This is a genomic window from Candidatus Uabimicrobium amorphum (assembly GCF_009002475.1).
Taxonomy (GTDB): Bacteria; Planctomycetota; Uabimicrobiia; order Uabimicrobiales; family Uabimicrobiaceae; genus Uabimicrobium; species Uabimicrobium amorphum.
In genome coordinates this window covers 1,943,201-1,954,904 of record NZ_AP019860.1, presented here as the reverse complement: position 1 = coordinate 1,954,904, position 11,704 = coordinate 1,943,201, and the positions used below count along the sequence as shown (strand labels likewise).

At 39.6% G+C, this 11,704-nt stretch carries 9 protein-coding genes, 7 tRNA genes and 1 pseudogene; 11 read left to right on the top strand and 6 right to left on the bottom strand.

All coding sequences use genetic code 11. From position 1 onward, the window contains the following. Position 1: 1 nt before the first annotated feature. The 3 genes and pseudogenes from UABAM_RS06915 to UABAM_RS06905 form a co-directional block, all read left to right on the top strand. Positions 2-772, top strand: a complete 771-nt coding sequence (locus UABAM_RS06915) for an alpha/beta fold hydrolase (RefSeq protein WP_151967269.1) — start codon at positions 2-4, stop codon at positions 770-772. Between the two features lie 9 nt (positions 773-781). Continuing rightward, a complete protein-coding gene (locus UABAM_RS06910) occupies positions 782-1,819 on the top strand; it encodes a potassium channel family protein (RefSeq protein WP_151967268.1) in 1,038 nt (345 codons plus the stop codon). 283 nt (positions 1,820-2,102) lie between these two features. Continuing rightward, positions 2,103-3,311 (top strand): annotated as a pseudogene (locus tag UABAM_RS06905) (IS4 family transposase); the annotation flags it as partial. Positions 3,312-3,551: 240 nt separating this feature from the next. On the opposite strand, the gene hutF reads toward UABAM_RS06905, so the two are convergent. From hutF to UABAM_RS06880, 5 genes are all read right to left on the bottom strand, one after another. Continuing rightward, positions 3,552-4,925, bottom strand: a complete 1,374-nt coding sequence (hutF, locus tag UABAM_RS06900) for a formimidoylglutamate deiminase (RefSeq protein WP_151967267.1) — start codon at positions 4,923-4,925, stop codon at positions 3,552-3,554. Beyond that, the gene (locus UABAM_RS06895; RefSeq protein WP_151967266.1) at positions 4,922-5,716 is read right to left on the bottom strand and encodes an N-formylglutamate amidohydrolase; all 795 of its coding nucleotides are present in this window, start codon (positions 5,714-5,716) and stop codon (positions 4,922-4,924) included. The genes hutF and UABAM_RS06895 overlap by 4 nt, the downstream gene beginning before the upstream one ends. An 11-nt stretch (positions 5,717-5,727) precedes the next feature. Next, positions 5,728-6,858, bottom strand: coding sequence for an MFS transporter (locus UABAM_RS06890; protein WP_151967265.1), 1,131 nt, complete (start codon positions 6,856-6,858; stop codon positions 5,728-5,730). A 3-nt stretch (positions 6,859-6,861) separates the two neighbouring features. Beyond that, a complete protein-coding gene (locus tag UABAM_RS06885; RefSeq protein WP_151967264.1) occupies positions 6,862-7,437 on the bottom strand; it encodes a DedA family protein in 576 nt (191 codons plus the stop codon). 71 nt (positions 7,438-7,508) lie between these two features. Continuing rightward, on the bottom strand, positions 7,509-9,389 hold the full coding sequence (locus tag UABAM_RS06880) for an ABC-2 family transporter permease (protein ID WP_151967263.1): 1,881 nt from the start codon (positions 9,387-9,389) through the stop codon (positions 7,509-7,511). Positions 9,390-9,785: 396 nt separating this feature from the next. Here UABAM_RS06880 and UABAM_RS06875 point away from each other — a divergent pair. The 8 genes from UABAM_RS06875 to UABAM_RS06840 all read left to right on the top strand — a co-directional run bounded on the left by UABAM_RS06875 (position 9,786) and on the right by UABAM_RS06840 (position 10,948). Next, positions 9,786-9,859 (top strand) — tRNA-Leu (locus UABAM_RS06875). A 13-nt stretch (positions 9,860-9,872) separates the two neighbouring features. Then, positions 9,873-9,946: transfer RNA gene (locus tag UABAM_RS06870), tRNA-Leu, on the top strand. A gap of 9 nt (positions 9,947-9,955) precedes the next feature. Continuing rightward, a tRNA-Tyr gene (locus UABAM_RS06865) sits at positions 9,956-10,041 on the top strand. Between the two features lie 4 nt (positions 10,042-10,045). Beyond that, positions 10,046-10,119 (top strand) — tRNA-Leu (locus tag UABAM_RS06860). A 13-nt stretch (positions 10,120-10,132) separates the two neighbouring features. Beyond that, positions 10,133-10,206 (top strand) — tRNA-Leu (locus tag UABAM_RS06855). Between the two features lie 9 nt (positions 10,207-10,215). After that, a tRNA-Tyr gene (locus UABAM_RS06850) sits at positions 10,216-10,304 on the top strand. Positions 10,305-10,307: 3 nt separating this feature from the next. Then, a tRNA-Leu gene (locus tag UABAM_RS06845) sits at positions 10,308-10,381 on the top strand. 12 nt (positions 10,382-10,393) lie between these two features. Next, entirely contained in the window at positions 10,394-10,948 is a 555-nt protein-coding gene (locus UABAM_RS06840; protein ID WP_151967262.1) for an RNA polymerase sigma factor, read from the top strand. Positions 10,949-10,990: 42 nt separating this feature from the next. Here UABAM_RS06840 and UABAM_RS06835 read toward each other — a convergent pair whose 3' ends face one another. Beyond that, on the bottom strand, positions 10,991-11,680 hold the full coding sequence (locus UABAM_RS06835; RefSeq protein WP_151967261.1) for a uroporphyrinogen-III synthase: 690 nt from the start codon (positions 11,678-11,680) through the stop codon (positions 10,991-10,993). Positions 11,681-11,704: the final 24 nt, after the last annotated feature.

The following is an 11,704-nucleotide window of genomic DNA, read 5'->3' as shown; positions in this document are numbered from 1 at the left end:
AGTGGAGCTTTCAATAAAATACTGGGGAAATCCAGATAAACCTCTTTTGGTTTTACTTCATGGTTTTTTAGGATGTGCCGAGGATTGGGATATTTTTATTCCGCAGCTACCGAATTTTTATTGTGCGGCGGTAGATTTACCTGGGCATGGCGCGTCTACATTTAATGAAAGTTCGCGTTTGACGAACTTTGCTAGTGTCGCTGACACAATTGTCAAGCAATTGGGAAGGCGTTCGTTCTTTTTATTGGGGTATTCTATGGGAGGGCGCATTGCTTTAGATATTATGCGACGCTACCCAAAACAAGTTCCCAAACTTATTTGTATTAGTGGTTCGCCTGGTTTTGAAGACCCAATGTTAGCGCATGCGCGCTATGAAAAAGATAAAAAGTTACTTGCGAATTGTGAGAAACAAGCTTTTTTACATAAGTGGTATCGACAAAATTTATTTTATGGAATTCCCGAAGATGATAAGTACGCACAACTTTTTGCACGACGTCTTTGTGGAAATTTTGTTGAAATGCAAAAAGGACTCGATATCATGAGCGTAGGGAAACAACCGAATATGTGGCCATGGTTAAAATGTACTCAGCAATCTATTCTTTATATCTGTGGGAGAATGGACACCAAGTATTTCGCTGTTGCCCAGCGTTTGCAAAAAGAAACATCTGTAAAAATATCTATTTTTGAAGAGTGTAGTCACATGCCGCACTTTCAAAAACCGCTAATCTTTGCACAACTAGTAAACAACTATTACGCGCATTCCAAAACATAGGGAAACCTTATGTCTAATATAAAGAAAAAGATTTTGACGATTATATTTTTGTTAACAACGACGATTATATTTGGCTCTATTGGTTACTATTTAATTTGTGGTGGACAAGAGGAATTTATCGATTGTGTCTACATGACCGTTGTTACTTTGACAACTGTAGGTTATGGGGAAATTATCGATGTAAGTAATAACGTGTGGGCAAAAGTGTACACAATGTTTTTGATGCTGTTTGGCATAGGAGTTTTAGGATATTGCATCAGTTTGACAACAGCTTTTCTAGTGGAAGGAGAGCTTATTCAATTATTAAAGGAACGGCGTATGAAAAAAATTATGTCAGATATGCGTGATCATTACATTGTGTGTGGAAGTGGTCCTATTGCCTTGCATGTAGTTCAAGAGTTGATAAAAACTGGCGTGCCTACCGTTGTCATCGCAGACGATGCCGAAGACTTTGTGGCAGAATTTTCGGAAAATCGCGTTTTTTGGTTAAACGGAGACCCTTCAGATGATGAACTGTTGTTGGAGGCCAATATTGAGAACGCCAAGGGCATTGTGGTGACTTCGTCGTCCGACAAAGATAATTTGTACATCACGGTTTCGGTGAGGCAGATTAACCCTGATATTCGCGTCGTGGTGCAAACATCTTGTCTCAAGATGAAGGAAAAACTACAGCGCGTAGGGGCCAATGCCATTATTTGTACAAATGCCATCGGTGGACTCCGTATGGCTTCGGAAATGATTCGTCCTTCGGTGGTGAGTTTTCTCGACAAAATGCTGCGTCATTCCAAGGGAACAATGCGTATAGAAGAGGTACCCGTAGATTCTAGCTCCGCTTTGATCGGCAAAACAATCGCCAATTCAAATTTTAAAGAGAAGTTCAATTTGCTCATTTTGGCTATCATGCATCGCGATGGCGAAATTTACTACAATCCCGCATCAAGTACGGTAATTGAAGAAGGCGATACACTCATTGTGATGGGCGTAAGAGAAAAAGTGAATCAAACGCGAAGGTTAACCAAGGAAGAATTGCAGCGTTATTCGCAGTAGATAGATGCTATTATGCGATGCCCCCACAGGGCAACGTCATTTAGTTAAGGTAAATGTAGTATTTTCAGTAGCTAGAGAAGTGAAGTGATGATATATCCCTTGCAAATGCTACATTTATAGTTTGTAATAAATAAATGAACGAACGAAAGATAGGATGAAAATATGAGGTTAACATGAAAAACTTACTAGTAGTATCAACAATGAAAAGTGTAAGATCAGAACTAAGCAAAAAAGAAATAGTGGAACGATACAAAACTAAAAAAAACACTTTACACGTTGCCGGAAAATAACATTTGCAGGATTAGCAACAATGATACTGCTAGGAGCTAAAATGAGCCTCAGCAACAAAATAAGAACATTTTTCAAGAAAATCAAAGCGCTTGATAAAATAATTAGTCCAGGAGGACTACACCAAGCAAGGAACAAGCTAGATCCGAAGCTATATAAGCATCTCCAAAATACAATATTAAAAACTTTTTATGAAGAAGCGAAAGATGAAAATAAAAAATGGAAAAATAATCAGATCTATGCTGTAGATGTAAGTACAATCAATTTACCAAAATCAGAGGAAACTTTGGCATTTTTTAGTGTCCAAAGTAATCAAAGCCCAACTGAGAGAGTCCAAGGCTATGGAAGTTTTTTATACGATGTTTTAAACGAACTTCCTATTAACCAAGAACTTGAAGCAAAACAATCTGAGATAAAGTTTGTCTTTGATTCTCACTGTGACTACTACGATAAAAATACAATCGTTCTCTATGATAGAGCATATGCCAGTAATGCGTTAGTAGCTTTACATAAATCTTTAAGTGTTCCTTGCGTTATAAGATGTTCAACTTCCAGTTCTTTCTCAATTGTTAGCGAATTTCTAAAAAGTGACTCTTTCGACTCTGTTTACAAACTAGTCATTCCTAAAGAAAAACGAATTGAGTGGAAAAAATATAATTTACCATCATCTGTAAATGTTAGGTTAATAAAAGTTATTCTTTCGACAGGAGAGGTTGAAGTTCTTCTTACTACTTTACTTGATCAAGAACTTTATCCTCTTGATGACTTTGCTTGGCTATACCACCAACGTTGGAAAATAGAAACCTATTTTGATCGTCTCAAAAATCAGTTAGATGTTGAGCGTTTTTCTTCTGGTTTTTTATTACATATTGAGCAAGACTTTTATGCTCGTGTTTTTATGAGTGCTCTTGAATCCATCGTTATTAAAAGTGAACAACAAATTCTTGACCAAGAATGCGATAAAAAAAATACTAAATATCGATATCGTATCAATAAGTCTATTTCGTATGCCGAACTTCACGATGAAGTTATTGCTCTTCTTTATGATGAAAGTATTCCTATTGAAGAAGCATATGCTGAAATAAGAGTTCTCTTTCGTTTGTCTCCTTCTCCAATAAGGCCTGATAACAATGCGCCTCGTGTTAAGAAGTCTGCTAGCTATCAGCTTTGGCATCAGAAATATAGGAAAAAAACAGGACACTGAAAGTTCCTGTTTATCAAGGCTACATCTCTATATCTTAGATCTAGCCTTGATAAATACTTGTTTTTTACTAACTAAATGACGTTGCCCCACAGGGGAGCCAAATACATCTTACGCGTACAGAAGAGACGACATTTTGTATGCGGTCCGAACCAAAGTTGCGTCCTTTCAATACTTTTTGAACTACGTAAACTCCCCCTGTGGGGGCATCGCATACCAGTATATTTCTATACTTGAACCTACCTATCTATTTTTCAACTTAGTAATTGTATCGCAAAAGTCACTGACAATTTGCTCATGTTTTGCGTGACGTTGATTTTGTATAACCCAAGATCCATTCACCATTGTGCCGCGAATGGCCGAAACGTCACATGAGTATACCACGGTAGCCAAAAAACGTTGCAGAGAGGTTGTGGCGAGTAGAGGATGGCTATGATCCATAACCACAGCATTGAGCGGTTGTCCCACGGCAAAAAACTCTTGTTGCAAATTTCCCATGGCCTTGCGTCCACTGAGAACACTTTCCATAAAAGCTTGTTCCCCACTATCTTCACCGTCTTTACGGCATAGAATATTGCGTTTTTCAAAATGCAAACGCTGCCCATAGTCCAGTATACGCAACTCCTCCATGGGATTTAGACCGACATGGCTATCGGTACCAATACTCCAATGTCCTCCTTGTTGCCAAAAATCACGTAGGGAAAATAATCCATCGCCTAAGTTACCTTCTGTCGAAGGGCAAAGAACAACGTGCGCTTTGGTTTCACATAAACGCGAAACTTCGTTTGCATCCAAATGCGTGGCATGGACAAGATGATACGTTTCGTCGAGATTTACATTATTGAGGAGCCATTCTACCGGACGTTGTTTTGTGTAAGCAATGCATGAGTCGACCTCTTTTTGCTGCTCTGCTATGTGTATGTGTCGTGGAATATTGGTCGCTGTTTGTGCAAATAGAGCGATGATGTCTTCTGCATGTACGGCACGTAGCGAGTGGACTCCAACGCCAATACTTGCGCCATCATAGTTGGTGCACGCTTCGCGACTTTTTTCGTAAAGTTTCAAATAATCATCCACTGTTGACGAGATAAAACGGCGTTGACCATCTTTTGCCGCAACGCCAAAGTCCCCCATTTGATAAAAAATAGGCACTAAAGTAATGTCAATTCCCACTTCTTTGGCCGCAGCAATTAACTGTGTACCCATTTCGGCTAGATTGTCATACGCCGTTCCATCTGTATTGTGGTGCACATAGTGAAATTCGGTAACCGCCGTGTAACCATGGCGTAACATTTCACTGTAGAGCATGGTGGCAATTGCGCGGATATCTTGCGGACTCACATTGAGTGCTAAGCGGTACATCGCTTCGCGCCAGCTCCAAAAATCGTCGGATTGTGCGCCTACAGGTAAGTGCTCTGCCGTACCGGCCATTGCGTATTGGAATGCATGTGAATGAGCATTTTGGTAACCAGGAAGAGCAACGCCTTTTACCTCTTCGTATGAATTTTCGCTATTTTCGGCTATTTCTTGTATCACTCCGCTATTGTCAACGGTTATATAGGCGGGTTGTAGCCAACGATCGTTTTGTAGTAAAGCATCAAATTTCCAGGTTTTCATTTTTGTATTTCTTCCAACAAATTGCTAAACATTTTTTGTAAAAGTTGACGCATTTTCGCGGCGCGTTTCTCGTCATAACATAGTTCGTCGTCATCCATGTAGTTTATTTTTGTCATTTCTAGTTGCAAGGCATGTGTACCAGCATCGGGGTTACCAAAACTGCGTGTCAGAGTACCTCCTTTGAAAGGATCGTTGTGTTGTACCGTGTAACCAGAATCTTTCAATACACGGAGAACTGTATTTATCAAACTAGATTTTGCGGTTTTGCCATCTTGGTTTCCGAGAATTAAGTCGGGGAATGGATCTTTGCGAATTGTCGTGACGACACGACGAATAGAGTGCGCGTCAAAAAAGAGCACTTGGGAAAATTCATTGTGCAAATCCTCTAATAGTTCGCGAATTTTGTTGTGGTACGGCCAGTAATATTCCTGTAAACGCCGCGCAATTTCATTTTCATCGGGTATTTGATCGCGGTACAAGCTTTCGCCCAAGAAGTTTTTTGTTGGTGTCAGTTCGGTAATAATACGTCCGTCGTTGTATAAGGCTGCTCCCTTGGGATCGCGATTTAGGTCAATCACCCAGCGACTATATTTGGCGCATATCATGGTGATGCCCATTTGCGGAGCAAAGTCATATAGTTTGTCCACAAACCAATCGGTATCATCAATGCATTGCAGTTGCTTGGGGCAGTACGTGTCGCGTATATCATCAGGTATTTGCGTGCCACAGTGTGGTACGCTGACAACAACGGGAACTCTATTTCCTTGTGGATTTATGATCGTAAAAGGCATGTCATTTCTTTCTATGAAACACTACTTTCTTTTAAAAATAGACTTTGTATCAATGACAACAGTGAAATTACCGCGGAACACAAAAATACATAAAAACCTTTTCCACTACTGTCCAGCATTATTCCGCATAAAAATGTACCGATAAAACCACCCAGGGAAAATGTTGTTATGTAAAATATGTTTTGTCCGCTCGTTAACATATCGCGCGGCACAATGGTTTGTAAGTACATAATACTGATGGTGAAAAATGTACCAAAGGTAAATCCTTGTAATACTTGTAGGCCAGCAAACCACCAGGTGTTGAGAGAATAACCCATACATGCCCATCTAAGGGCAGAGGTTGTGGCGATAACCATAAACCATATTTTATACGAGGGGATTTTTTTGAACCATTCGCTAACACGTGCCATGCAAAATATCTCACAAGATATTCCGGTGCAAATCGCAACTCCTGTTAAGTAATATGGAAGTCCGAGAAGATCGCGATGCACGTCCAGGCATAGATTGTACGATATATGTGCACACCAGTGGAGAAGCGAAAAGAGTAAAAATGGCAAAATACCCGGTATTTTTAATAGCTCAACAACAAGAAGTTTTTTTGCCGTGTGATGAGATTTTTCGCGATTTTCTTCGTGGATAAATATAAGTCCCACACTGTACAGCATTGCTAGGGCACTGATATACAGAAGTGGCGAATAACCACTGGGAATGACAAACGGTGTAATGAATACAATTCCTCCATAGCCCACAGAACCCCATAGGCGTATACCACCATAGCGCTCGATCGGATAATTGGTGATGGCAATTGTATCGAGAAGAGCTGGCATTGCGGTCATGAAAAAACCCAAGGACCAAAATAGTATGGCAACGACCCACACCTCGCGAATCATTGCCAGCGAAAAATAAAGTAGTACAATGCACAGTGAGCACACACGCAGCAACAAAGCACTTCGCCGTGTGTAGTCGGCAAGTTGTCCCCAAATGACATGGGAAAAAACGCCTAAAAGCATGTTTCCTGCGAACATTACCGAAATATTCTTACCGGTAAAACCGTGATATTTTATGTAATAGTTAGGTAAATAAGTTGTTTGAACGCCTATAATCGCAAAAAAGATAAAATAAGAAAAAGCGGTTGTCTTCAAGTTTTATAATTCCTTTTCTTTCCTTATTCTACGGATGTTGTAAAAGTGGATGAGCCAAATAATGGATGCTACGAAAATGACAGACAAGAACACCCATTTTTGGTATTCATATACACTATGTACAACCAACTCAATTGTTTTTCCAAAATAAAACGAAGCGATTCCCATAGAGACCGCCCAAAAAGAGGCACCGATAAAATTCATCGTGACAACATATGCGGTCGACAAGTGACTCGCTCCGATCACAAAGGGGGTTACGGTACGAAAACCATAAAAAAAGCGAAAACTAATTAGCACTAAGTGTTTATGCTTTTCCAGTAGTTCGTTTACTTTGTCGGCGGGAACTTTCCAATTCGGGCGTTTTTCAATAAAGGGTTTGCCGTATATTCTTCCTAGAATAAAAAAGGTTTGGTCTCCTGCGATTCCTCCCAGAAAAGACACGGCAATAACCAACGACAAGTCTAAATACCCTTGGTATGCGGCTATTCCCGCAAGAATAATCGTCGTTTCCCCTTCGACAAAAGTTCCAATAAACAAAATGATATAACCGTATTGTAAAATCAATTGTTCTAGAGTCATGTTTCACCTTAGGTTTTGAGTTAAGGTTATCGTCGTTATCACTGTTGTGATTGTGAAGTTTCGCTATATCATTACATCGGCCATTTTAGTATGTCGGAAATAAAAAATTGCTGTGGATAGTAAAACGCTAAATTACATGTAATAATCACCGCAATGATCAATAAAAGAACAAGGACATTTGCAAAAGAAAATTTTGCATATATGGGACCAAAATCTTTATCGAAATAATATTGCATAATGGGCCGCAATAGTCGCATCGCCATCCACAGACTGAGTAAAATCCATGGTATGTATAATAAGTAAGTGTTACGATCTGTTGTTGTGAACATGAAAAAGCCAAATATCATGACCAAAACGATGTTCAACATAATCGATAAAAAGCGACCGCGGCGATTGAATAAGGAAAAAGCAACGGTTGTATTCCAAATAGCAATGACACCTAAAAAAGCGCTGATATAGCGAGTGGAATATTCATTTAGTTCAGGTATTTGTTGCGCCCAGAAAACGCCTGTGTATGGTAAAAAAGCCAACACCATCGCACATAGAGCACTAAAGAGGTGAAGAAAAGATGTTTGTTTAATTTTCTTGTCATAATCAGGTAATTTTTTTACCTTTTTGATTTCCTGTGAGGGAATGAGTAAATCTTCGAGTTCTTTACGTTGTCCACCACTGTGTTTATTTAATTGTGCTTCTTCATACATCACTTTTCCAGTGAGGACTTTGTGCAACTTTTTTGAGAATTCATTGTCTGTTAAACACGGGCGTATTTTTTTGTGTTTAAAGTGATGGATTTTGTCCTCATCAATTTTTACAATACCAAAAGAAGCCGGACGATGATAAAAAGATGTCGATTGTGAGGACAAAAGTTCTCCGGTTACCAAAACGTTGTAGTAAGGTGTTTTCATTTTGCCAAGTATTTTTTGTAAAATGGGCAAGATAGCCTCTACTTTTAGATTCTTACGCATGTCAATAAACACTTTGTCTTTTTCGCGATCGGTTAAAAAACGCTCTACCTTGGCAACATCGCGAAAATGAAAATCGGCATCGGGATTTTTTTCGTAGTATTCGATGACTTCGCTAACCACTTGCCGCGATTTTTCTTTTTTGATACGACTCTTGCGTTGTTGAAGTATATCTAAGAGCGCCTCTTTCTTGCCTTTATCTAAGCGATACGGAAAACGAAAAATTCCTTTCCATTTCGACTGTCTTTTTTCCATAATCGAACATATTTCGGAAAATATAACAGGGTCTACCTCGCCGAGAAAAAAGTATGGCCTATCTTCGTAATGTTCGATAAATCGTGTAATAATCTTGCGCCCTTGCATTTCGAGTACTTGCTTGTTGATTTGAATATTACAACGGATTCCATTTTTCTTTTGCGCTTCTTTTTCTGAGCCAAATACCATTTCGCAATTGTCGTTGGGAACCAAAAACTTTGTGGGCAGTTTGTGCGAGGCCGATTCCTTGGATAGATTTATTTTTTTATGATCGAGAATAACGCGCAGTGCTGTATGAAAATACAACAGAATTTTTTTGCTGACACTACGATTTGTGATTTTATCCGCTTTGTTAAGGATTTTGTTTTTGGGAATCTTTGGGGGCTTCGGTTTTTTTGGTGACTTTTTCTTTATTTGGTCACTGCGGTAGCGCGAAGTTAAACGTCCGATGAAAGATTTACTATGTTTATCTACTTCAGGAGATTTGACTTCCCCCATAAATGTTGCAAAGTCATCATCATCAAGTTCCGGAGTTTCAATAACGAGAGATTCACTAAAGCTTTTGGCTCCGCTGATAAATGTTTCCTCGGAACTATCGTCTGTGTCGGGAGCTTTTATATTAATGGGACGCACAATAACTTCCACCTCGTCTCCCGGAGAGAAAGGAAGATTTTTTAGAGTAATGTTATTATTTTTGTCGATTTTTACAGTGACAGTGTGACGTTTATCAGCCATCCACATTCTCCGAATATATGGTTTGGTAAAAGTATCTACTTCTTTGTAGAAAGAATAGTGTAACACGAATTTTTAGGAATAAAAAATTTTTTTCAAAGATATTGAACAATGCGACAGTCTAATACTGTAAACAAACAAAAATACAAATGTTTATTGTAAAATGAAACTGTGTTGGTTTAATGTAAACTTCAAGTGATTATTATTGATATAAAATTATCTGCCAAGGAAAGAAACATGAAAAATTATTTACTGCTCAACTACTTATACCTGTACTTATATATCCTTCGGAAGGGAAGGCGTGGAGATGGTTTGTCATGAAAAATAAACTTACCTAAAGCCCTGAACTTCTAATATCAAGGAGTTCAGGGCTTTTTTTTTGCAAAATTTTTAACGTGAACTGGTGTGCCCAAATTGGTAAAGGGACTTGACTTAAAATCAAGGATTTGTGGGTTCGAATCCCACCACCAGTATTTGTAACCGTAAACTGGTGTGCCCAAATTGGTAAAGGGACTTGGCTAAGAACCAAGGATTTGTGGGTTCGACTCCCACCATCAGTATGACAAATCGGAGGGATGCCCGAGTGGCCAAAGGGAGTAGACTGTAAATCTACCGATCGTGATGATCTACGAAGGTTCGAATCCTTCTCTCTCCATTGAACTGGTGTGCCCAAATTGGTATAGGGACTTGACTTAAAATCAAGTATTTGTGGGTTCGAATCCCACCACCAGTATTTGTAACCGTAAACTGGTGTGCCCAAACTGGTAAAGGGACTTGATTCAAAATCAAGGGTTTGTGGGTTCGACTCCCACCATCAGTATGACAAATCGGAGGGATGCCCGAGTGGCCAAAGGGAGTAGACTGTAAATCTACCGATCGTGATGATCTACGAAGGTTCGAATCCTTCTCTCTCCACCATGAGCTGGTGTGCCCAAACTGGTAAAGGGACTTGGCTTAGGACCAAGGGTTTGTGGGTTCGACTCCCACCACCAGTATTAAGTGACTATATGTATAGTTTTAGTATTCACTTTTTTGGAATGGTAAGAAAAATGACGGCAAAAGAAGAGAAAGGCTTTTTTGATGAAGACGAGATGCAAACCTGTATGGTCAAAATAAAAGCAACGATTCGACGAATGGTTGCCAATGAAATAGACGCTGAAGATCTAACACAAGAAGTGTTTATGAAGGCGTGGAAAAATGCAGCTTGTTTTCAGGAAAAATCCAATATATACACGTGGTTGTACAAAATTGCAATAAATACAACATACACGTTTTTGTCGAAGAACAAAAACAGAAAAGTTCATGCGTGTTCGCAACTACCTGAGCGCGTAGATCTTTCTCCTTCGGCACTCGAAAAAATGATTCATGAGGAAGAAATGCACAGTGGTATTGACAAATACCTAGAAACACTGTCTCCTAAACTCAAATCAGCCATTGTTCTTACTATTTTATATGAAATGGATACGGGGGATGTTGCCAAGATAGAAGGTTGCTCGGAAGCGACTGTTTACTGGCGCGTCCACCAGGCAAAAAAGCAAATTAAACTAAAGCTAGCACAATAATTGTCTCCTGCACGGTACTTTGTTATACTGTGCAGGATTTTTTTATGGTATGTGGCGAATCAAGTCTTGTATGTCAGGGCATAGGCATTGGTAATGTACTTTACCTCCGTGCTCGCGTATTGCATTGCTTGTCGTGGGGCCGATGGACATCAAGCGAGACGCAACATTTTGCAAGTCTTGTGCGGCGATCGAGTATAGAAATCCCTTCACTGTCGACGGGGAAGTGAAAAGCACATATTCATTTTCGTTGTTTTGCCAATGTTTTTGCAGCACGTCGTTTTTTCGTAATGTATTTTGATACACACAACTCGTGAGAAAAGGCCAGTTGTTTTCCGTTAGCCAATCGCTAAATTCCTTGCGACCTTTGTTTCCCTGGATTACCACTGTAGTAAATGGCTTTTCTTGGCGTTCAAATAGTTTGATCATTCCCAACGCATTCTGCTCTTCAGGCGTAAACACCGATACCGTATCCCAAATATCGCGAATACAATTACACGTTGTTTTTCCCACGGCATAAACGATTGCATGCGGTGGAAGCGCAAAGTGTTTACGAAAACCAATCACTCCGTGTCTACTGAAAAATACATATCTACATTCTTGCGCCATCATTTGCTGGAGCTTTTCCTGGTTTGTCGGCGGAGAGTATTCGATGGCTATTGTAGGTGTCCACAGTAAATGGAGATCGCTTTGCGGTGGTTTTTTGCTTCCCGTATAGAAAATTCTGCGTTGCATGTGCTTTCCTCAGCAAAATATTGC